The 21,920-nt window shown below is 55.7% G+C and carries 15 protein-coding genes and 3 pseudogenes; 5 read left to right on the top strand and 13 right to left on the bottom strand.

The features are described from left to right. The first annotated feature begins 127 nt into the window (after nt 1-127). Both BW979_RS14190 and BW979_RS14185 read left to right on the top strand, forming a co-directional pair. Nucleotides 128-517 (top strand): DUF2946 domain-containing protein, encoded by a 390-nt coding sequence (locus tag BW979_RS14190; protein WP_054069742.1) that lies wholly within the window; start codon nt 128-130, stop codon nt 515-517. A gap of 202 nt (nt 518-719) precedes the next feature. Next, nucleotides 720-2,705 (top strand): TonB-dependent receptor, encoded by a 1,986-nt coding sequence (locus BW979_RS14185; protein WP_038436690.1) that lies wholly within the window; start codon nt 720-722, stop codon nt 2,703-2,705. Nucleotides 2,706-2,740: 35 nt separating this feature from the next. On the opposite strand, the pseudogene BW979_RS27805 reads toward BW979_RS14185, so the two are convergent. After that, nucleotides 2,741-2,890, bottom strand: a pseudogene (locus BW979_RS27805) (GlxA family transcriptional regulator); the annotation flags it as partial. 2 nt (nt 2,891-2,892) lie between these two features. On the opposite strand from BW979_RS27805, the pseudogene BW979_RS14180 reads away from it, so the two are divergent. Beyond that, nucleotides 2,893-4,208, top strand: a pseudogene (locus BW979_RS14180) (TonB-dependent receptor); the annotation flags it as partial. 179 nt (nt 4,209-4,387) lie between these two features. Here the strand turns inward: BW979_RS14180 and BW979_RS14175 are convergent. Continuing rightward, complete coding sequence (locus BW979_RS14175) at nt 4,388-5,428, bottom strand: AraC family transcriptional regulator (RefSeq protein ID WP_076384064.1); 1,041 nt, start codon at nt 5,426-5,428, stop codon at nt 4,388-4,390. Nucleotides 5,429-5,608: 180 nt separating this feature from the next. Here BW979_RS14175 and BW979_RS14170 point away from each other — a divergent pair, with 180 nt between their 5' ends. Then, entirely contained in the window at nt 5,609-6,460 is an 852-nt protein-coding gene (locus BW979_RS14170) for a 3-hydroxybutyryl-CoA dehydrogenase (protein WP_054068841.1), read from the top strand. A gap of 165 nt (nt 6,461-6,625) precedes the next feature. On the opposite strand, the pseudogene ccmI reads toward BW979_RS14170, so the two are convergent. The 11 genes and pseudogenes from ccmI to peaA all read right to left on the bottom strand — a co-directional run bounded on the left by ccmI (nt 6,626) and on the right by peaA (nt 19,858). Then, a pseudogene (gene ccmI / locus BW979_RS14165) lies at nt 6,626-7,618 on the bottom strand (c-type cytochrome biogenesis protein CcmI). 58 nt (nt 7,619-7,676) lie between these two features. Continuing rightward, the gene (locus BW979_RS14160) at nt 7,677-9,665 is read right to left on the bottom strand and encodes a heme lyase CcmF/NrfE family subunit (RefSeq protein WP_076384063.1); all 1,989 of its coding nucleotides are present in this window, start codon (nt 9,663-9,665) and stop codon (nt 7,677-7,679) included. A gap of 3 nt (nt 9,666-9,668) precedes the next feature. Beyond that, a complete protein-coding gene (ccmE, locus tag BW979_RS14155) occupies nt 9,669-10,124 on the bottom strand; it encodes a cytochrome c maturation protein CcmE (RefSeq protein WP_054068840.1) in 456 nt (151 codons plus the stop codon). Next, nucleotides 10,121-10,297 carry a heme exporter protein CcmD gene (gene ccmD / locus BW979_RS14150; RefSeq protein ID WP_007939192.1) on the bottom strand — a complete coding sequence of 59 codons (177 nt, stop codon included), beginning with the start codon at nt 10,295-10,297 and terminating at the stop codon, nt 10,121-10,123. The genes ccmE and ccmD overlap by 4 nt, the downstream gene beginning before the upstream one ends. After that, nucleotides 10,294-11,049, bottom strand: a complete 756-nt coding sequence (locus BW979_RS14145; protein WP_054068839.1) for a heme ABC transporter permease — start codon at nt 11,047-11,049, stop codon at nt 10,294-10,296. The genes ccmD and BW979_RS14145 overlap by 4 nt, the downstream gene beginning before the upstream one ends. 127 nt (nt 11,050-11,176) lie before the next feature. Next, complete coding sequence (locus BW979_RS14140) at nt 11,177-13,339, bottom strand: methyl-accepting chemotaxis protein (protein ID WP_054068838.1); 2,163 nt, start codon at nt 13,337-13,339, stop codon at nt 11,177-11,179. Nucleotides 13,340-13,535: 196 nt separating this feature from the next. After that, nucleotides 13,536-15,218 carry an AMP-binding protein gene (locus BW979_RS14135; protein ID WP_054068837.1) on the bottom strand — a complete coding sequence of 561 codons (1,683 nt, stop codon included), beginning with the start codon at nt 15,216-15,218 and terminating at the stop codon, nt 13,536-13,538. A gap of 79 nt (nt 15,219-15,297) precedes the next feature. After that, the gene (gene peaD / locus BW979_RS14130; protein ID WP_054068836.1) at nt 15,298-16,416 is read right to left on the bottom strand and encodes a quinohemoprotein amine dehydrogenase subunit beta; all 1,119 of its coding nucleotides are present in this window, start codon (nt 16,414-16,416) and stop codon (nt 15,298-15,300) included. Nucleotides 16,417-16,440: 24 nt separating this feature from the next. Continuing rightward, nucleotides 16,441-16,764: a quinohemoprotein amine dehydrogenase subunit gamma gene (gene qhpC / locus BW979_RS14125; RefSeq protein WP_008016081.1), complete on the bottom strand. Its 324-nt coding sequence runs from the start codon at nt 16,762-16,764 to the stop codon at nt 16,441-16,443. Between the two features lies 1 nt (nt 16,765). After that, on the bottom strand, nt 16,766-18,196 hold the full coding sequence (peaB, locus tag BW979_RS14120; RefSeq protein WP_054068835.1) for a quinohemoprotein amine dehydrogenase maturation protein: 1,431 nt from the start codon (nt 18,194-18,196) through the stop codon (nt 16,766-16,768). Nucleotides 18,197-18,277: 81 nt separating this feature from the next. Next, a complete protein-coding gene (gene peaA, locus BW979_RS14115; protein ID WP_054068834.1) occupies nt 18,278-19,858 on the bottom strand; it encodes a quinohemoprotein amine dehydrogenase subunit alpha in 1,581 nt (526 codons plus the stop codon). Nucleotides 19,859-20,324: 466 nt separating this feature from the next. On the opposite strand from peaA, the gene BW979_RS14110 reads away from it, so the two are divergent. After that, nucleotides 20,325-21,815 carry an aldehyde dehydrogenase family protein gene (locus tag BW979_RS14110; protein ID WP_076384062.1) on the top strand — a complete coding sequence of 497 codons (1,491 nt, stop codon included), beginning with the start codon at nt 20,325-20,327 and terminating at the stop codon, nt 21,813-21,815. The last annotated feature ends 105 nt before the right edge of the window (nt 21,816-21,920 follow it).

Genomic DNA, 21,920 nt, shown 5'->3' with positions numbered 1-21,920 from the left:
CGCATGGTTTGGATGGAGCCTCGCTCCTGCCTCTCCAATGACCTGAGGCGATATGGCGCACCCGGGTAAAATTTACTTCAGTCATTAAAGCGGGCTAAATAGCCGCCCCTTCGCGGCGATTTCATCTATGGGTTCGTTGAAACGCATTCGTCCCTGGATTGCCTGTCTGGCCGTCCTACTCAATCTGTTCGCCATGCCGATGAGTCGTGCGATGCAGACGCCGGACGTGCGCCTGATGCTTTGGGGTGGTTTTTGTTCGGGCGGGAACTTGAGGGCCTTGCCAGCAGACCTCGGCAAGATGATTGATGCCTTGCAGCTGCCCCAGTCGAAACCTGTCATGCAGCATGGCGACTGTTGTTGCGGCCATGCAGGATTGGCAGCGTTACCGTCCAACTACTACCGGCATTTTCTCCCGCAGTACACTTCCAACGCTGCCCTCGAAAACCCTGAATTGCCGACGCTGCATCCGCGGATCCGTTGGCCCAGCTTGAGTCCACGCGCCTCCCCCTTCGCCTGATCACAACACCGCTAACAGTGCGGTGCTGCCATCTTTAAATTCTTTAGCGACCTGCGATGGACGCTGAACGCCCTTAAAGTTTCTTGATCATCAGGAAGTGCGTGCTATGCCTGCTTCAACTACTTTGCGCCCCGCAACGCGTTTGTCTGTGCACCGTCCCCTATGGCCCCTGTTTTCAATAGGCGTGCTCACGTTGAGCCCGATGTCAGTGGCATTAGCTGAAGCCAGCAGAGTCGAAAGTTCGACCCTGACCCTGGGTGCAGTCAGCATTCAAGGTTCCGCCAGCGGACCGTTAAGCACAAGTAGCGTGCTTAGCTCAGTTGATATTCTGGGTGCTGACATCCTTGAAAAGATGCCGGTCAACTACAGTTGGGAGCTGTTCAGCCGCGCGCCTGGGGTGATGCTGACCGAGTTCAATCAAGGCACCACCTCTGGCAAAATCTCCTTTCGAGGCTTCAATGGCGAAGGGGAAGTGAACGCGGTCAAATTGCTGATCGACGGCATTCCGAGCAACAGCAATGACGGCAACATGCCGTACATGGACATGATTTTCCCCATGGAGCTGGACAGCATCGAGGTGGTGCGTGGCACCAGTGATGCGCGTTATGGACTGAATAACATTGCTGGCAACGTCAATATGCTGACCCGCACGGGTGGCGACTACAACAAGGCGCGGCTGCGTTATGGCAGCTTCAATACTCAGGAAGCCCAAATCGCCAAGGGCTTTGAGAGCAGCAACTGGACTCAGAATTACTTCTTCGCCTATCAAAAATCCGATGGCTACCGGGATCATGCCGAGGCAGACAAGTTCTCAATGTCAGGCAAATGGTTCTATATGCCGGACGACGGCAGCTACCGCATCGGATTGGTCACTCGTCATTACGAAACCGAGGCTCAGGAGCCAGGTTATCTGGCTGAGGATGATGCCCGACATCATCCGGAAATGACTAACAGCTTCAACTCAACCGACAAGGGCACCCGGCGCATGAACCAGGTCAGTCTGCATTTCGATACAGACCTGGCTGACACCCTTGCCTGGTCAGCGAAGAGCTACGTCAACACCTTCGATGACAGGCGCTGGACACAATACTGGAGTTCGAGCTCGCAGCAGGAGCGTGACAACTACGAAACGCAATATGGGGCGCTCACCTCTCTGACTTGGCGCCCGGAAGTCAGTTGGCTTTACGATTTCGCCCTGGAAGGTGGTACAGACATACAACAGCAGCAAAACAAAAGTGAGCGCTATCGCACCAAAGACCGTGCGCGTCTGGCGACTACGCGCGACCAGCAGTTCGACTTCGATACCTATGGCGCTTATGTCCAGGCCGAGATCAAACCGCTTGAATCTCTGAAGATCATACCGGCCTATCGGGTCGACAAGATCCAAGGCGATTTCACCAATGAGATGACCGGCATGGACTACGACATCAACGACTACGGGTTGATCAAACAGCCGAAAATCAACGTCGTGTATTCGCCGTGGGATGTGGCCAGCTTCTACGCGAATTGGGGACGTACCTTTCAAGTGGGCACCGGGGCTGCGGCTTATAAGATTCCGCCCAGGGATACCGACCTAGCACCGTCGATCAACGAAGGCTGGGAAACCGGAATCAAGTTCACGCCGGCTGACTGGGTGGACGGGCGTGTTGCCTATTGGCAGCAAGAGGCTTCAGGTGAAGTCAGTCGCCGGCTGAACGACCCGAGTGGTGAGTCAGACAACGTTGGTGAAACTCGGCGGTGGGGTTATGACTTGCAGATGAACCTGCACCCAAACGATCGCACCGAAATATGGATGGCGTACTCCTGGCAGTATTCGAAAATCCTCCAGCCGAGCGCCACTCTGCCTAACAGCGAAGGTCAGGAAATCGACCATATCCCGCATCACCTATACAACGTGGGCATCAGCTATGACGCGACACCTGCATTACAGCTGACCGCCTGGATGAACGGTCAGACTAACTACTACCTTGAACGGGAAAACACGAAGGGAACTTATGGCGGCTACGTGCTGATGAACCTTGGCGCAACCTACAAGGTAACGCGGTCAGTGAGCGTCGATCTGCAACTGAAGAACCTCACAAACCGATATTACGAATACGTCTGGTACGACCCGGACGGTGCTCAGGCATCCCTCCACTCGCCAGGTGATGGTCGCGCGTTTTATACCGGAGTGACCGTAGATTTCTAGGGGCGATAATGACTGAAGCTTTTCGGTTCCAGTCATTAGCTAGACAGTTCGGCAGTGTGCTCACTGTTGCTCGTCTTTCGGACCGGGCTCATTTCACGACAAAACATTCGCCTGTACTCAGAAGGCGAGGTGCCGAGCTGAACGCCGAATTGTTGCCTCAAGGATAAGGTGGTGCCAAAACCTGCTCAACCGCTTCAACAACTACAACGTCGAGGATGGCCGCTACGAGCAGCGCACCCGCTGGATACGCTCGATCACGGACTACCAGCTGGACGACAATACCCAGTTGCGCAATACCTTCTACCACTACGATGGCCAGCGCGATTACCGCAACCTTGAGGTCTACCGCTATAACAGCGACAACAGCGCCATCGCCCGCTCCGGCGGTTACCGCCAGCGGCACGACCAGGAGGTCAACGGTGACCGAATCGAGTTGACTCACCAGGCTCAACTGTTCGGCCTGGCCAGCGATTGGGCGCTGGGCGTGGATTACAACACCAACCAGCAAACCAATTACCCGTTGTCCAAAGGCGCCTTCGACACCATCGATCCAGATGGCTTCGAGCCGGGCCACTTCCTGGACATTCCGGGGATGGATGCACCGCGCACTAAAGATCGCAGCACGTGGACCGATACCTCGTCGGCGTTCGTCGAGAACCGCACGCGCCTGACCGAGCAACTGGCGCTGATCACTGCGCTGCGCTATGACCATATCGACTTCGAGATCGTCGATCATGCGGCGCAGGCCAGGCTCGACAAGCGTTGGGATGCAATCACGGGACGCCTGGGCCTGGTGTACGACCTGACGTCGAATGTCAGCCTTTATACCCAATACGGTACCTCGGCCGAGCCGCCGGGAGGGACGCTTACCAGCGCCTCCATTGCCCAGGTGAGCGACTTCGACTTGAGCACCGGTCGCCAATTCGAGGTGGGCAGCAAGTTCGATTTTCTTGACGGTCGCGGCTCGGCCACCGCCGCGGCCTACCGCATCGTGCGCAAGAACATCTCCGTCCCCTCCTCGACGGTGCCCAACACCACCGAACAAGCGGGTCAACAAACCTCCACCGGCATAGAGCTGGCCGCTTCATTCAAGATCACGCCCAAGCTATTGGCGGCCGGTAACTTCAGTTGGGTAAGGGCTGAGTACGACGAGTTCAATGAAACCATCGTCGGTGTTGTGTTCTCGCGCAAAGGCAAGAATCCGGTGAACATTCCCGACCGCGTAGCCAATCTCTGGCTGACTTATGACGTGGCTCCTGACTGGCAACTTGGGGTCGACGTGCGCTACGTATCGTCGGTCTACGCCAATACCGCCAATACGACGTGGGTGCCTTCGTACACCGTCTATTGTTTGTCCATGACCCGGACAAACACGTGCAGCTCAGCGCGCGTCTACGTAACCTGACCGACGAGCTCTACGCCCGTTTCATCCACCAGAGCAACACCCAATATTACCTGGGGGAGCCGCGCAGCCTGGAGGTCGCTATGCAGTGGAATTATTGACGAGCAAAGTGCCATAGCGCTGCAGCGCTATGGTCGAACATGACGCAATTAGCTGGCCGTTCTACACGCGAACGGCCCGCTAGCAGCGCTTACATGTCACCGCCATATTTATACGGGACTACTTTGTGGAATCAATTAGTCTTCCGACCAGCCATCACAACCGATAGCCCCGTTCTTTTTCATGACGGTTCAGAACTTTGAGATTCATCGGCACACGCTTGAAGTCGCAGGCGATATTGTCCGGGACTCTCCCCAGTCCATTTCTTAAACGCACGATGAAAGGCACTGGGTTCCTGGAAGCCTAGTTGAGCAGCTATATCGCTGATGCTCGCCTTACCCTGGCGCAGCAGTCCAAATGCCAATCCTCGGCGCACCTCGTCCTTGATTTCTTGATATGAAAAGCCACCAAGTTTTAGTTTTCGGCGAACGGTACTGGCACTCAAGTGCTGCTCCAGAGCGAAAGCTTGCAGGGTCGGCCATTCGCTGTAATGACAATCACGTAGGCGCTGAAATACCTTAGAGGCAAGCCCATATTGATTTCGGAACCGGATGACAAGCCATTGCGGTGCGGAGCGTAAAAATTCTTTCAGCGAAACAAGATCCTGCACCACCGGCTGTTGCAGGTAGTGACTGGCGAATTCGATTTCGGTTCGTTCAGTTCCGAAGGTAAGGTTCGGTCCCCAAAGCAGGGAATCGTCACGCAGTGACGAACGTCGATAATGAAAGTCTGTACGTTCGATGGGAATGCGACGCCCACCCAACCAGCACATCAGACTGATCACCAGCACAAGAAACGTTTCCTCACCTAATTGGCCAAGTTCGTCATTTTGTGTACGAGTTTGCAAACTGATGACTGCATGCTGGCCATGAACCCCCAACGTGCCCCGAAAATCCTTCAAGAACAAAGCGAAATTAGCCAGGCATCGCCGCATGGCTTTTTCCAGTGTGGGCTCTTGAATCAATGCACGACAGATTAAAGCGAAACTACCCAGCGGCAGGCCATGGGAGTCCATCCTGAAAAATTCGTCGTCTAACTCTCGGATAAGCAACAACCACAGGGCAGAAAAAGCCTTTGCCGACACCCTTGCCTTGGGCTGATCTATCAGCGCCGGATCGATACCCACCTGCTTAAGCACTGATTCCAGCTGCTCGGGATTATCACGCAATGCATGGAGCATCGGATACATAAAATACGCCGCCACCGAATCCGTCTCGCGCATCCAAATGCCTCTTTCATAGATCCCAAATGTGGCGAAAAGCGCCAATGCCCTTGGACAGTTTGGGCATAGGTCGATAGACGTTACCGATTCTAAACTTGAGCTCAATAAAAAGCTCATTCAGAGCGCATTTTCCCTTCCCACAGACGTTTGCAGAACGGCTTTCACTACGAGGAACAGACCATGAGTCAAGTCAATATCGGCATTATCGGCGCCGGCACCATGGGCAACGGTATTGCGCAAATATGTGCATTGACCGGCTTTAATGTGACGTTGATAGATGTCTCCAAAGGTGCCCTGCAAAAAGCCCTGTCCAACGTGGAAAACAACATGAATCGACAAGTTGTCAAAGGCACCTTAACAACTCAGCAAACGGTGGTCGCTCTCCAAAAAATTCGCACAAGTACTGACTACGGCTGTCTGCACGCCAGCCAAATCGTGGTCGAAGCTGCCACCGAGAACCTCGAATTGAAACTGAAGATTCTACAGCGTGTCGCCGAGCGAGTTGATGCCAGTTGTGTGATTGCCTCCAATACGTCATCACTGTCCATCACCCGCCTCGCCACTGGCGTGAGCCACCCCGAGCGCTTTATAGGCCTGCACTTTTTTAATCCGGTGCCGACAATGGGCCTGATTGAAATAATTCGAGGATTGCAAACCAACGATGCCACTCATGCTTACGCAGTCAACATATCTTCAACACTAGGGAAAACCGCTGTCACGACGGGCAATCGTCCGGGGTTTGTAGTCAATAGAATTCTGGTACCCATGATCAACGAAGCAATATTTGTTTTTCAGGAAGGTCTTGCCAGTGCCGAAGACATCGACGCGGGTATGCGCTTGGGCTGTAACCAGCCGATTGGCCCGCTGGCATTGGCGGACCTGATCGGCCTGGACACTGTGCTGGCCATCCTTGAGACTTTCTGTGAAGGCTTCAACGACAGTAAATATCGGCCTGCTCCGTTACTAAAAGAAATGGTCGCTGCTGGCTATCTAGGACGCAAAACAGGACGTGGTTTTCACCTTTACGTCTGAAAATTATCAGCGGTTAAAGCCAAATCTATGCGCCAGTTCAGAGGAAGCCCCTTGGTACAAACTCAATGAAAAGCTAATAGATGGCTGAAGTCGTGAGGCCAGACGCGACGAGGACTCGAGACAGAGTGCCTCGTTTCCTTCCATGTATTGATACGCACATCCCGCCTATTGCCGTTCCGACGTGTCAATCGTCAGCTTTTGCAGCCTGCCAGTGCCGCTTGGCAGCGGTGCACCAAGGCCGATCCACTCACCGACGGTCGGCTGACCGGCTCGGGGTCCGCGCGCCATCAATTGGACTTCGGGGGAAGTTCGACAGTTTCAACTGCGGCCGCCACTGGCCTGCAGCTTCTCGGTGGCCCGGGTTATGGCGCCCTGCAGCGCCTCACGGGATTTTTCACCTTCCGGTAGCTGCGCGAGAAGACGCCCCCAGTAGTCGATCGCCTCTTGATAGCGCTCGCCTTCAAACGCGGCGATGCCCAACAGGCCGAGGCTAGTGACCTCCTTGGGATCGAGCTTGAGCGCTTCGTCGGTCAAGGCCTGGACCTTATCCGACCATTTCTTGCCATCAGCAAAATACTGTGCCTGGGCCCACTGGCCCAGCAGCTCCGGCTGGCGCCCCGCGACCTCCACGATGCGCCCGAAAATCCTCGCCGCGTCCGCCGGCCGATCCTCGGCCATATAGGTCCGACCGAGGAAAAACAGGCCCTCGGTATTATCCGGCTGCGCCGCCACCGCGCGTTCCAGGCGCAGGGTCATCTCCTCCATCGACTGCGGCGCCTGGGCGAATTCACGGGTCAGCTCGACCTTGTCACTGCCGCCGAAATGCAGGTACAGCGACAAGCCCAACACTGGCACCAGCACGGCAACGAGCAACGGCAATGGCTTACCCAACCGGGATTCAAGCGGTACATCGGCGCCTTCGGTGTCGGCGAGCAGTTCCCAGGCGGCTTCGGCGCGACCGGTGTCCAATTGCGCAGCGTTGAGCACGCCCTCCTCCCGCTCGGCCTGCAATTCGGCCACTCGTTCCTGATACAGCGCCACGTTGAGCGCGGTGCGGTCTTCTTCACGCTGAGCACGACGACCACGCAGTACAGGGATCAACAGAAAACTCAGGGCAACCAAAAGAAGCAGACCTGCGGCGAGCCAAAAATTAATCATGCTTGGTTTTATCCAATAGTTGATCGAGGTGCTGGCTGCAACACCATCAACCAACGTTTCATGCAGTGGCTCCCGTCACGCCCAGAGCTTCACGCACCCGGGTTCTCACCTTGACTCGATAGCGTCGATCCAGCGCCGCCAGTACCCCGCCCAGACCGGTGAGCAAGCCACCGAACCAGATCCAGCGCACGAACGGCTTGACATGAACGCGCACCGCCCACGCGCCGTCGCCCAGGGACTCGCCCAGGGCCACGTAGAGATCACGAGTGAACCCGGCATCGATCCCGGCTTCGGTCATGACCGAGTTCTGCACGGTGTAGAGGCGTTTTTCCGGGTGCAGCACGGTGATTTCCTGGCCGTTGCGAATGACCCGCACAATGCCTTTGTCAGAGGTGAAGTTCGGCCCTTCGAAATGCTTGGCGCCTTCGAACACGAACTGATAACCCCCCAGGTCCATGGATTCCCCCGGCGCCAGGCGCAGGTCGCGCTCGGCACTGTTCTGGCTGGACAGCACCACGCCCAAGGCGCAGACGGCGATGCCCAAGTGGGCGATCTGCATGCCCCAATAACTGCGAGTCAGGGATGGCAGGCCTTTGATCAGGCCTTTGTGGCGGGTCTTGTCGAAAATGTCCCGGACGCCGGCCAGCAACACCCAGGCCGCCAGCACGAACGTCGCCAGTACCGCCCAGTTGAAGTCGCCATAGGCCACGCCGGCCACCACGGCCAGGGCGGCCGTGCCCAGCAGTACCGGGGTCAACATGCCCAGTAGCCACTTGACCGGGGTGTCTTTCCAGCGCACCAGCATGCCGATGGCCATCACCACCATCAGGATCGCCATCAGCGGGATGAACAACGCGTTGAAGTACGGCGGCCCCACCGACAGCTTGGCGCCGGACAGTGCATCGAGCACCAGCGGGTACAACGTCCCCAGCAGGATCATCGACGCCGCCACCACCAGCACCAGGTTGTTGCCCAGCAACAGGGTTTCCCGCGACCAGAGGTTGAAGCCGACCTGGCTCTTGACCACCGGCGCCCGCAGGGCGAACAGCGTCAGCGAACCGCCAACGACGAACAGCAGGAACATCAGGATAAACACGCCACGTTCAGGGTCCGAGGCAAAGGCATGCACCGACGTCAGCACGCCGGAACGCACCAGGAACGTGCCCAACAGGCTCAACGAGAACGCCGCGATGGCCAGCAGCACGGTCCAGCTCTTGAACACACCGCGCTTTTCCGTGACGGCGAGGGAGTGAATCAGCGCGGTACCCACCAGCCAAGGCATGAAGGATGCGTTTTCCACCGGATCCCAGAACCACCAGCCGCCCCAGCCCAGTTCGTAGTAGGCCCACCAGGAGCCCAACGTGATACCGACACCGAGGAAGGCCCAGGCGACGATGGTCCACGGGCGCGACCAGCGTGCCCAGGCGGCATCGAGACGCCCGCCGAGCAACGCGGCGATGGCGAAGGCGAAGGCCACGGAAAAACCGACGTAGCCCATGTAGAGCATCGGCGGGTGAACGATCAGGCCGATGTCTTGTAGCAATGGGTTGAGGTCGCGGCCATCCATCGGCATCTGCGGCAGGATGCGCTCGAACGGGTTGGACGTGACGATCAGGAACAGCAGGAAACCGGTGCTGATCATGCCCATGATCGCCAGTACGCGGGCGAGCATCACGCGTGGCAGTTGCCGGGAGAACACCGAGACGGCGAAGGTCCAGCCCGCGAGAATCAATGCCCACAACAACAGCGAACCTTCGTGGGCGCCCCACACCGCGCTGAACTTGTAATACCAGGGCAAGGCGCTGTTGGAGTTGCTGGCGACGTACTCCACGGAAAAATCGTCAGCCATGAACGCGTAGGTCAGGCAACCGAAGGCGAACAGCAGGAACGCGAACTGCCCCCATGCCGCCGGCTGTGCCAGGCTCATCCACAGTCGGTCGCCACGCCAGGCACCGAGCAGGGGCACCACGGCCTGGACCAGGGAGAAACACAGGGCCAGGATCATCGCCAGGTGGCCCAACTCGGGAATAAAGATACCAGCCGTCATCGGTCAGCCCTCCTTCACAGGCGCGGGTGCCGACTGGCCGCTGTCTTTCAGGGCCTTGGTCACTTCCGGCGGCATGTATTTCTCATCGTGCTTGGCCAGCACTTCATCGGCGACCACTACGCCGTCAGCGTTGAGCTTGCCCAGGGCGACGATGCCCTGCCCTTCGCGGAACAGGTCCGGCAGGATCCCGCGATAGGTGATGGTCACGGTCTTGTTGAAGTCGGTGACGTTGAACTTCACATCCAGTGAATCGCCAGAGCGCACCAACGAGCCCTGTTCCACCATGCCGCCGGCGCGGATGCGGGTGTCCTCGGGCGCTTCGCCGTTGGCAATCTGGGTCGGCGTGTAGAACAGGTTGATGTTCTGCTGCAAAGCGCTCAGGGCCAGGCCGACCGCAGCGCCGACCCCGACGAGGATCGCAAGGATGATGACAAGACGTTTTTTGCGCAGCGGATTCACTGACCGTTCTCCCGGCGCAGACGACGCGCCTCTTGTTGCAGATACCGCTTGCGGGCCAGGATCGGCGCCGCCACGTTGAGGGCCAGCACCGCCAGGCAAATGCCATAGGCTGACCAGACATACAGGCCATGATGGCCCATGGCGAGGAAATCGCCGAATGACGCGAAACTCATCGAGCGGCCTCCAGGCTGTTCTGTACTTCGGCCTTCACCCAGCTGGCCCGGGCTTCGCGCTTGAGCACTTCGAGGCGCATGCGCAGCAACAGCACCGCGCCGAAGAAACAGTAGAAACCCAGCGCTGTCAGCAAGAGCGGCAGCCACATCTCCACCGGCATCGCCGGTTTTTCCGTGAGGGTGAACGTCGCGCCCTGGTGCAAGGTGTTCCACCATTGCACCGAGTATTTGATGATCGGGATGTTGATCACGCCGACAATCGCCAGCACCGCGCAGGCCTTGGCGGCGCTATCACGATTGCTGATGGCGTTGCCCAGCGCAATAAGACCGAAGTACAGGAACAGCAGGATCAGCATCGACGTCAGTCGTGCATCCCAGACCCACCACGAGCCCCAGGTCGGCTTGCCCCAGATCGCCCCGGTGACCAGCGCCACGGCAGTCATCCAGGCGCCGATGGGCGCGGCGCATTGCAAGGCGACGTCGGCCAGTTTCATCTTCCACACCAGCCCGACCACACCGCACACCGCCAGCATCACGTAGATCGACTGGGCCAGCATCGCCGTGGGCACATGGATATAGATGATGCGGAAGCTGTTGCCCTGCTGGTAATCCGGCGGTGCGAAGGCTAGGCCCCAGACCACGCCAGAACCAATCAACAACAGCGCAGCGATGCTCAACCAGGGCAGCATCTTGCCGCTGATGCCGTAGAACCACTTGGGTGAGCCGAGCTTGTGAAACCAGGTCCAGTTCATTGCTGTTTCCATCTTTCGTTCACGCGCCACATGCTATCGTCGATGGTATCCGACAACTATCAAAGCGGACCGGATGCCCGCTCCTGAAAATCTCGTCCACGACTTTTAAGAGCAACCCTGATATGAGTCATGCGGGGCCGGTGTTTGAAGTCACTACGAACTGATCCATGAGTACCTGCTGATTGTTAGCAAGGCCATTCAGGGTGTGACTGATTTTCGCTGACTCCTGCGCCTGCGCGGAGAGTGATTCAGTTACATCGCGAATCGCTTCGACGTTACGATTAATTTCTTCAACAACAATGCTCTGTTCCTCAGCTGCGCTAGCTATCTGCAAATTCATATTGGTGATAATGGATACCGAATCGCCGATGCGCTGCAACGCTGCAACAGCCAACGCCACCTGTCCAACGCTACTTTGCGCTTTGCAATGGCTACTGTGCATTGAGCTGACAACATCCTTGGTACGCTGTTGCAGTCCTTCGATCACCAAGCGGACGTCTTGGACGGACCGCTGAGTGCGTCGGGCCAAGTTTCTTACCTCATCAGCGACGACCGCAAAACCCCGTCCTGCATCACCAGCCCGAGCGGCCTCAATGGCTGCGTTTAACGCGAGCAGATTAATCTGTTCAGCTATGGCACGTATCACATCTAGAACTGAACTGATTTGATCACTTCGACTGGTCAAGTCTTGTATGTCTTCCATAGACGCATTCATCTCGAGAGACAGACGCTCGATGGCGGCCGATGTACTGCTTATGACCTCAAGGCCCTCTACGGTTGCCGAGTCAGCCCCTTGTGCTGCATTGGCAGCTAGCGCGGCACTTCGCGCTACCTCGTGAGCAGAAGCGGTCATTTCTTGGGACGCAGTCGCAACTAGATCCACCTCCCTATATTGCAGCTGCATACCAGAACTGGTTTGATTCGCGATGATGGTAGATTGATCTGCTGTGTCACGAGTTTCCTGAACCGAGCGCTTCACCTCTGCGATCACCGGTTGAAGCTTATCGAGGAAGCGGTTGAACCAGCCGACCAGTTCGCCTAGCTCATCCTGACGCGTGTAAACCAAACGGCGTGTAAGATCCCCTTCGCCGATAGCGATGTCCTTGAGCATCGCGGCTACACGTGAAATTGGTCGGGTCACACCCGAAGCCGTTAACCAAACCAATATCAACCCGATAGCTGCTAGGGCGACGCCAAGCACCAACTCCATCACCACGCTTCTTGCATTTCGATTATCCAAGTCTTGTCGCAACGACAACGCCGGCCCAAGAAGCGATTGCATTGGAACATCAAGGATTAGGGCCCAAGGATTGCTATTAGGAATGGGCACTACTGGAGCAACCAGCTGCAAGCTACCTCGACTTTGCTGCTCGCTCACCTTTCCGAGTTGCTGCAACTCTAATAAAGCATGAGCGTTCTCGGGGTATGCCTTTGCCAGATTCTGGCCAAGTAAACTTGCTTCTCGACTGTGCGCTGCCAGGATCCCTGCAGGACTAACAATGCTGACGGAGCCAAGTCCATGATACAAATCATGACTTCCAGATGTAGCAAGTTGCTGAAGCTTATCCAGACTGATGTCCATGCCGAGGACGGCTAGAACTTTACCGTTCTCGATTACCGGGAAAGCCAACGTTGTAATCAGCATTCGTCGACCTGAGGTATCATCGAAATACGGGTTTATCAGACACGGCTCAAGTTTTTTTTGCGGACACCGAAACCAGATATTAAAAGGAGAGCCATCCAGCATGGGCGTGGTGTCTAAAATCAAAGTCTCAGGTAATACTTGGCTAGTAGCGTGCCCGTCTTTCTGCGCCCAATAAGATGCAAAACGTCCGACCTCATTGCTGGCCAGCTCATTTCGATTGAAAAACAAAGTATCTGCGCCATCGAGGCCATTGCTATCGAAAACCAAATACAAACTAAGCAACTGCGGGTTAGCCGTCAAAGTCTGCTCGACTTGATGATGGAGGCCCTCACGCAAGGTCTGTGCTTCGAGCCCCAGTGCTTGCATCTGTTTTTTTTGTTGCAGAACATGCCTCGAAAAATTCACCCCCTCCTGATAGGAGGACATTAAATAATTCTTGATCGTGAGTGCTTGTACTTCGACTTCTTTTTCCATGCGCTCTCGAGCTGCCGCTTCCAACATTTGAGTCACGCTCGCTTTCACCAAAGATGTATCTTCGCTCATTCGGTAAACCGAATGTCCTGCGAGCGAAGCCACGACCCCCAAAAGACAGAGCCCGGTCAGAATAGTCACTTTCCATAAAATGGGTAGTCGGTTCGGAAACAAGGGAAAAGCCCTCTGTATAGAAGCAGCGTAACGCAGCCACTAAATCCAGTCCTGCGCACCTAGCGCAACCATTATCGGAGCAATACAGCGCCTGGAGTACACGATGCAAATCGTATACTCCAGCGTCGCCGCTCAGTCACGCAGTGTTAGAGTTGCAGTAGAATCGGATGTTGGACAGGCTAGAAATGCTTATTTTTTATGCTTTCGCCAAACTACGTCGCTCGGCGATACTCACCTCTCGCATGACAAATTTTTGTACCTTACCGCTGATAGTCATAGGAAACTCGTCAACCACTTTGAAGCTTCGCGGAACTTTGAAATGGGCAATTCTATCCTTGCAATATTCGCGCAAAGAATCTGCGTCAACTTGATGGTCAGGGTGTAATTTAACCCAGGCTATAATTTCTTCTCCGTAGGTTTCATCCGGCACACCGATTACTTGTACATCCGCAACAGCAGGATGAGTAAACAAAAACTCTTCTATTTCTCGCGGATATACATTTTCCCCTCCACGAATGATCATGTCCTTGTTGCGTCCCACGATACTGATATAACCCTCCCCATCCATCGTGGCGAGATCGCCAGTATGCATCCACCCCGCTGCGTCAATAGCTGCCGTAGTCGCTTGAGGATTGTTCCAGTAGCCCAACATTACACTGTATCCGCGCGTGCAGAGCTCCCCGATTTGTCCACGCGCCACAATTCGCCCATGCTCGTCGATGATTTTGCTTTCCAAATGTGGCTGGGTGCGACCAACACTGGTTATACGATGAATAAAATCGTCATCAGGCCCGGTCTGGGTTGATATTGGGCTGGTTTCTGTCATGCCATACGCTATTTGCATCTCTGTAAGGTGCATATCCTCAATCACCCGCCGCATCACCTCGATGGGACACGTGGAACCGGCCATGATACCGGTGCGCAAGCTGCTTAGATCCAGAGCTGTGCGCTCGGGGTGATCCAGCATAGCGATAAACATCGTAGGCACACCGAACATAGCGGTGGCTTTTTCTTCTGCAACGGCTTGAAGCGTTGCTAATGGTTCAAAAGAGGCGCTGGGATATATCATTGCACTACCATGCGTGACGCAACCGAGATTCCCCATGACCATACCGAAGCAATGGTAGAGCGGAACCGGTATTACCAATCGGTCCTGTTCAGTAAGGCGCATACTTTCACACACCATATAGGCATTATTCAAAATACTGTAATGGCTGAGCGTCGCACCTTTAGGAGACCCCGTAGTACCTGAAGTATATTGAATATTAATAGGGTCATCGAACTGCAATTGTCTTCCACACTCGACCAATTGCTCGCGATCAATCATCACGGAACGTTCCAACAGCTCCGCCCAAGACAACATACCCACTGCGGGCTGTTCGCCGAGCGTGATCACTCCTCGCAACTCCGGCAATCTATCGCTCTTGACAGCGCCTATCTCAGAGCAGCTAAGTTCTGGCAGAAGAGCATAAAGCATATCGTGGTAATTAGAACTTTTAAAAACATCACTGCAAATCAACCAGCTACAACCAGATTGTTTCAGCGCATATTCGATTTCGCTGGGACGATAAGCAGGATTGATATTGACTAACACCACACCCACTTTAGCGGTCGCAAACTGCACAATACACCACTGAGCACAGTTAGGTGCCCAAATCCCTACGCGCTCGCCCACTTTAATTCCCAGAGCAAGCAGCCCTTGCGCGCAGCGATCCACTTCTATCGCCAGTTGCTGCCAGGTGTAACGCAACTGCTGGTGCCGAACCACTAGAGCCTCGCGCTCGGGATAACGCTCAACAGCCAAGTCGAAGGCTGCCCCGATGGTCATAGGCAATAGAGGGGTTGTCTGCGGCCCAACACTGTAGCTTGGAGTATTCATATCAAACCCTTTTTACTCAGGACAGCCATCGCGGTTGACCGCAACGGCGCCCGTAACTTTTATTATTGGAAAAGAAATTTCAACGAATAAAAATTTGCGATGAATTCAACGCCATATCACCTCCAGGCAGTTTTATATTACCAATCTTCTTCATACTGTCAGCGTCAAAAATAGCGATGTCATTGAGCGTACCCGACAAATAAATCTTGCTACCGTCCTTGTTGAAGGCAACGTAATAGTAGGAATGATCAAGCGTGGCCGAGTGGAGTCTTTTCTTCTGTTTGACGTCGTACTTATCCAGGCGATTGAGCACACCGAACATTAAGTTTGGATCCTTCGGCGAACGCATGCCAGTGAAATAGATTTCCGTCAGCGGGCCAAAATCAGTGGTTTCGGTCTTGCCGGATTTCAGGTCGATACTGAACTGGCCATACACGTACTCAGCGGTGGCCGGGTCCTGTTTCTTGTCCTTGTATTTCGCCGCGGTGTAGAGCAGCGAGAAGTCACGCCGATAGGTCTGCTGATTCCACACATAAAGCACATCTGGTGCGCTGTAGTTAGGGCGTTTCCAGTGCCGACTGGGAATCAGTACATCGAACTTGCCGGTCTTTACATCGACCTTGTAGACGTCCGCCCCGGCCACATACAGAGTGCCGTCGTCACCGCTTTGCATGATGGTCAATTGCCGAGGCGCAGGAAAGCTGCGCACGGGTTTGGCATTCATTCCCGCGTCCGTGGAATAAACATCAAGGCGAGGTTGTTGCACTACATACCGGTCGTTGAGTTTCAAGGTTGGATTGGCGACGGCGAAGAGCTCTTTGCCATCATGGCTGACCGTAAAGGCAAACATCGACTTGGCGCTTTCACCAGGTTGATGCCCAATGCTGGCGTGGAACACCTGCTTGCAGCTGTCCAGCTCCACGCCGTAGACATCGGCGTAGTGGTTGTTGAGGACATAAGCAATTTTGCGATCCGGCGACAACTGTACTGTCCCAGGCCCGAAAGCGTCGGGCATTCTGCATGTCTTCAACAACGTGTCAGTGGCCAGATCAATAACGTGCAGATTATTCGGATAATTGGGAGTCACCATGTACTCATGACCCGATTTAAGAGGAGTCGCTTCATCGGCCAAAACACCGAACGAACTGGCGCTCAGGACGGCAAACGCGGCCAAGCCGCAGGCTTTGATGCTGTGCATGCTGGAATCCTTCTTGTTATTTGATCACTTGTCTTTCGGAAAGACAGTGCCGAGGTTGCGCCAGTTGTCGTTGGACGCCTGGGCATCCTTGTTCCAGTCCGGGTAGGTGCTCATCATGTCGGGCACCTGGGCCGGCCACCAGCACGGGTCGGAGCACCCGTAAAGGTCGGCTTCCATCGGTTGACACAGCGACGACACACCGCCGAACGCGTCGATTTCCCAGCCCGGGTCGGTGGTCGAGGCACAACCCGCCACCGAGCTCATTGCCACCACCTCTTCAATGCGGTTCTCGTCCGCGGCCTGGTCGAGCTTCAACGCTTTGTTATTGATTGCCTTGAGATGTTTCATATCAGTGAGCCTTGCGCGGAGTGATGTAACTGCTGATGAACGCAGGGTTATTAGCCATGATCCGGGTGTAAACCTCGATACCGAAGTCGACCCAGTCACGCATCAACTCGCAGTAGTGATAGGTCGGATGGGTAGGGTCGCCATAACGGGCGTAGCTCTCGTGGTAGCAGCCGCCGGAGCACAGATTGCGGATTTGGCAGTCCTCGCAACCGGTATTGGTGCGGTCCAGGCGTTGGGACAAAAAGTCGTTCAACTCGACCTGTTTCACACCGCTGTGAACATTGCCGAACGTGGGCAAGCTCGAACCGGTAAAGCGGTGGCATAGGTTCAGCTCACCTTTGTGATCCACTGCCAGCATTTTCAGGCCCGCCCCGCACGGCAAGGCTTTCTTGTGGCCTTCGTGGATATCGGTGATCAACTGGTGCAGGTTGGAGAAGCCGATGTTGCGGTGCTCCAGCGCCGCTTCCAGGTAACGACGACCCAGCGCCTTCATGTTGGCGAACACCTGCACCAGTTCATCGCTCGTGAGGTTGAAAGTACTGATGTCACCGGACGTCACCGGGGCAAAACCAACCTCGGCAAAGCCCAACTCGTTGAACAGGTGATCCCAGATGGTCTCGACATCGGTAACGCCCGTGGTCAAGGTCACCCGTGCGCCCACTGGACGGCTGTTGTAACGTGACAACAGCATCTCGGCCTTGCGCCGCACCACGTCATAGGTGCCCTGCCCGCCCACGGTGATGCGGTTGCGGTCGTGCACGGTCTTCGGCCCGTCGATGCTCACCGACAGCCCGAAACGGTGGGCGTTGAGGTAGTCCACGGTTTCCTCGGTCAGCAGCGTGGCATTGGTGGTCATGACGAACTCGACGAATTTACCGGCCTCGCGGAAGCGTTTCTCGCAGTAGTCGACCATGTACTCGATCAGCTTGCGATTGCTCAGCGGCTCGCCGCCGAAGAACACCACAGTGAAACGTTCTTCGTCCGGGGATTCGCGCAGCAGCATTTCCACCGAGGCGATGGCAGTCTCGACGTCCATCTTCTTGCCCGCGGACGGCTTGTCGAGATCTTCCTTGTAGCAGTAGGTGCAACTGAGGTTGCAACCGGTGTTGACGTTGAGCACCACGGTGTTGATAGCCGTGCGCTCGACCCGCTTGGTGGCGATGTCCGGGGTCAGCGGCGAGCCGTCGCTGACCAGTTCCAGGGCCATCAGCTCACGCAAGGTCTCAGTGATTTCCTCGCCGTTGAAACGCGCCGCCAAGCGCTGGATCAGGTCGTCCGATGAACAGCCGGGACCGCGCAAAGTATCGATGATGGTGCCCGTCAGCTCGTCGCTGGCGAACAGCGAGCTGCTGGGAATATGGAACAGCATGCGGTCGGCGTCGACATGCACTTCGTGCAAATTGCGTTCGACCAGATTCAAAATAGCGCCCATTGCAAACCTCCTGTGCAAGCCCCGATTCACGAGGCCTGCGATCATTCCGAAAGGTGTCTGAAACCGCTAAAAACAGCCAACTTATGGAATGGGTGGATTGTTCCAGCGTTGCACGGTAACGATCATGTGGCCTTCGCCCGTCAGGGATTTCCCTGCATCGTCGACGGCGGCGATGACCTTGAGGTTGCCGGCATTGTTGGTGGACATCTTGCGTGCCGGGTTCGGCCCGGCATCGCCCGGAGTGAACACGCCGGTGTCGGCCTGCATGGTGCCGGCGAACTTCACGTCTTCGTCTTCCTTGGCGCGGTCGTCGAAGGCTTCGACTTTCCATTGCGCCGGGAACACGCCGATGCGGTATGGCTTGCCGTCAGCCCCCTTGCCCCAGGCTTCAGCATCGAAACGGCCTTGGACTTTCGGCGTCGAGCCACCGCCCTCGCCGATCCGCGCCACCGAGAACTCGGGCACGACTTTGACTTCGGCGATCTTACTGTAGACCGACAGCGTCGGGCCTTTCAGCGTGCCGACCGTGACGTTGCGCAGGCCCGACTGCGCATTGGCAGCGGCCTTGAGTTTGACCCGCAGACGCTCGGAGCTTTGCTCCAGCACTTGGACCACTTCCACGCCTTTGCCAAAGTTCGGCTCACCGGTCAGGCCGGTACCGATCAGGGTCACTTCGGTTTCACCGCCAGCCTTGAGGTAACCCGGTTGCACCGCCAGCAGACGACTGCTGCCCTCTTTGGCAGCGACGAAATCCAGGCCTCGCTCGTCGTGGTCGGTCTCGAACATCCTGCCTTGCATCGCATTACCCTGGGCGGCGAACACCTGGCGCATCGTCACCCCGTCAATGGTGACGTTGCCGCGCCATTCGTAGCCGGTATAGAGAATTGCGCTGCCGTCGCCGTTGAATAGCGTGCCATCGGCGTACTGGCCCTTGATGTTGACCTTGAAGGTGTCGACGCCATCAGCCGTCACGCTCATGACGCCACTCAACTCTCCTTTACCTGGCATATGACCACTGAAGCTCCACTCGCCGACAAAGGCTTCGGCCTTCGGTGAGGTACTGAGCCATTTATTCCAGGCTGGATTGTCTAGCGGGTAGCGTTTAGCGAGCAGTGGCACCATTTCTTTGCGGGCGATATCAAACCACTCACGATCGCGCGCAAGAAGCTGATATTCAAGTGACGGCCACTGTCCGAGATGGAAATTAACCAACTCCTCCCATTCCTTTGCAGGACGACGTTGAAGAGCGACTCGCGCACCTGAGTGGCAGCGCGCGCACATCTGGCTGGTTTGAACGTCGAATTTTTCGACAGTATTTAGTCGACGCTCTAAAGCGTAACGCACGCCATCCGTTTCAATAGGCGCCAAGCCTTGAGTGTCGGATAAGTACTTAACCAGCGTACGACGGTCCTCATCGCTGATTTGCAAGCCATGCATGGTCTGCATTCTTGCAATAGTCATAAGCCAGCCTTCCGGTGTTTTACGCTGATGACTAATACGACTCAGGGCGTCACTACCTTCAGGTATGTGGCAGCCTCGACAGGTTTCGTTGAGGATAGTCTTGGCGTCTCGAGCAGCCAGACTGGAAGGTGAATGCAGCGTCATAACAGCGGCTACACACATTAGGCTGGCACTCAAGCCTAGTCGGAGTTTTCTCTTCATCAACGTCGAACCTCGCACGGTGCATTCTTATTTTTTTCATTCGTGGATACGGTTCCTGTTTCAACGAACTGCGGCAGGTGGAAACAGAACACGCCTGGAGTCACCAATACACAGACCGTGCCAACCTTGGACATCTCGCTCAATACGCGGAGTATCGCTGACAACACCCGCTACTTAACTACTCCAGCCTCACTGCTAGGTGTTTCACTTCGCGACGACTGTGTTAAGTTGAGACAGGCAGACTATTGTCAGTGCAGGCACCCACGAGACATCAGGTGGTTGTTATAAAAGATCGGACCTTGTGTCTCACGCAGTCTCAAGCAGTCTCAATATACGACCTTCAGCCATTCAAAAATAAATCTGCATAACGGCCTTACCCTTGGAAAATCGTGCCTTTCGCTATGAGTAGCGTAACTGGCACAACCATTGCCATGAACCTCTTCACATTAACGAAAGAGGTTATGTCATGTCGTTCACAAACCTGCATCCAGACACCACGGCGTTTATCCAACGAGCTCCGCGCATGCTTATCGGGGGTCAATGGGTCGAAGCGGCCGATGGTCAAATCATGTCCTTACGCAATCCAGCCACGGGGGAAGAACTCTGCGTTGTGCCACGCGCAACAGCTGACGACGTTGATCGTGCGGTGCTTGCTGCACGCCAGGCTTTCGATGACTCGGCCTGGACCCGAACCCGCCCCCGAGAACGCCAGAATCTGCTGTGGAAACTAGCTGATCTGATGGAGCGTGACGCCGACGTTCTCGCCCAACTGGAATGCCTGAATAACGGCAAAAGCGTAGCGGTGGCCCGGGCCATGGATGTTCAGCTATCCATTGATTTCCTGCGCTATATGGCAGGCTGGGCAACCAAGATCGAAGGTTCAACGGTCGAGGTTTCAGTACCACTTATGCCTCACGACCAGTTCCACAGTTTTATCCGTCGCGAAGCGGTGGGAGTAGTGGGCGCAATCGTCGCCTGGAACTTCCCGCTGTTGCTAGCATGTTGGAAGCTTGGACCAGCTTTGGCCACCGGCTGTACGATGGTGCTCAAACCAGCAGATGAAACACCACTCTCGGTCCTTAAGCTGGCCGAACTTGCATTGGAAGCCGGTTACCCGGAAGGTGTGTTTAACGTCGTCACCGGTACAGGAATCACCGCCGGTTCGGCACTCACCCATAACCCTCTGGTAGACAAGCTGACCTTCACGGGTTCCACTGCCGTTGGTAAACAGATCGGCAAAGTCGCCATGGAGACAATGACACGAGTCACTTTGGAACTGGGAGGAAAATCACCGACCATTGTTATGGCCGATGCAGAGATGAAAGCTGCGGCAGCGGGCGCCGCAAGCGCCATTTTTTTCAACCAGGGTCAAGTGTGCTGCGCCGGTTCAAGGCTTTATGTTCAGCGCAAACACTTCGACAATGTTGTAGCCGATATCGCTGATATCGCCAACGCCATGAAGATGGGGAACGGACTGGATACAACCGTCGAGATGGGGCCGTTAATCTCTGCCCGCCAGCAGGGTCTGGTTTACGGGTATATCGAAAAAGGTCGCGAAAGTGGCGCAACGATTGCCTGTGGCGGCGAGCAGTACGGGCCCGGCTATTTCGTCAAACCCACAGTGATAGTCGATGTCGATCAGAAGCATTCGCTGGTACAAGAAGAAATTTTTGGCCCCGTCCTGGTGGCAATACCGTTCGATGACGAAGCCGATGCGTTACGCATGGCCAATGACAGCCCTTATGGCCTTGGGGCGAGCATTTGGTCGAATGACATGGCGGCGGTGCACCGGATGATTCCGAGAATCAAGTCGGGTTCGGTTTGGGTCAACTGCCATAGCGCCTTGGACCCGGCGTTGCCGTTTGGCGGCTACAAGATGTCGGGGGTCGGCCGTGAGATGGGGTATGCGGCGATCGAGCATTACACCGAGTTGAAATCGGTGTTGATCAAGTTGTAATTAGCGGCGCTTTTCAGACAGCCATCGCGAGCAAGCTCTCTTCCACAGTGTTTTTCGTCGAACACAAATTCAATGTGGGAGCGAGCTTGCTCGCGATAGGCCAGC

Origin of the sequence: Pseudomonas sp. A214 (genome assembly GCF_900156295.1) — a bacterium.
Taxonomy (GTDB): Bacteria; Pseudomonadota; Gammaproteobacteria; order Pseudomonadales; family Pseudomonadaceae; genus Aquipseudomonas; species Aquipseudomonas rhizophila.
The sequence above is the reverse complement of the archived record's forward strand: the minus strand, read 5'-3'. Positions and strand labels throughout refer to the sequence as shown.

What these genes read in the sequence shown, in the direction of transcription:
- qhpC (WP_008016081.1), bottom strand. Translation starts at nt 16,764, where the DNA reads ATGAAACATCTCAAGGCAATCAATAACAAAGCGTTGAAGCTCGACCAG.
- peaB (WP_054068835.1), bottom strand. Translation starts at nt 18,196, where the DNA reads ATGGGCGCTATTTTGAATCTGGTCGAACGCAATTTGCACGAAGTGCAT.
- BW979_RS14135 (WP_054068837.1), bottom strand. Translation starts at nt 15,218, where the DNA reads ATGAATACTCCAAGCTACAGTGTTGGGCCGCAGACAACCCCTCTATTG.
- BW979_RS14170 (WP_054068841.1), top strand. Translation starts at nt 5,609, where the DNA reads ATGAGTCAAGTCAATATCGGCATTATCGGCGCCGGCACCATGGGCAAC.
- ccmD (WP_007939192.1), bottom strand. Translation starts at nt 10,297, where the DNA reads ATGAGTTTCGCGTCATTCGGCGATTTCCTCGCCATGGGCCATCATGGC.
- BW979_RS14145 (WP_054068839.1), bottom strand. Translation starts at nt 11,049, where the DNA reads ATGAACTGGACCTGGTTTCACAAGCTCGGCTCACCCAAGTGGTTCTAC.
- BW979_RS14110 (WP_076384062.1), top strand. Translation starts at nt 20,325, where the DNA reads ATGTCGTTCACAAACCTGCATCCAGACACCACGGCGTTTATCCAACGA.
- peaA (WP_054068834.1), bottom strand. Translation starts at nt 19,858, where the DNA reads ATGAAGAGAAAACTCCGACTAGGCTTGAGTGCCAGCCTAATGTGTGTA.
- BW979_RS14190 (WP_054069742.1), top strand. Translation starts at nt 128, where the DNA reads ATGGGTTCGTTGAAACGCATTCGTCCCTGGATTGCCTGTCTGGCCGTC.
- BW979_RS14175 (WP_076384064.1), bottom strand. Translation starts at nt 5,428, where the DNA reads ATGCGCGAGACGGATTCGGTGGCGGCGTATTTTATGTATCCGATGCTC.
- BW979_RS14160 (WP_076384063.1), bottom strand. Translation starts at nt 9,665, where the DNA reads ATGACGGCTGGTATCTTTATTCCCGAGTTGGGCCACCTGGCGATGATC.
- BW979_RS14185 (WP_038436690.1), top strand. Translation starts at nt 720, where the DNA reads ATGTCAGTGGCATTAGCTGAAGCCAGCAGAGTCGAAAGTTCGACCCTG.
- peaD (WP_054068836.1), bottom strand. Translation starts at nt 16,416, where the DNA reads ATGCACAGCATCAAAGCCTGCGGCTTGGCCGCGTTTGCCGTCCTGAGC.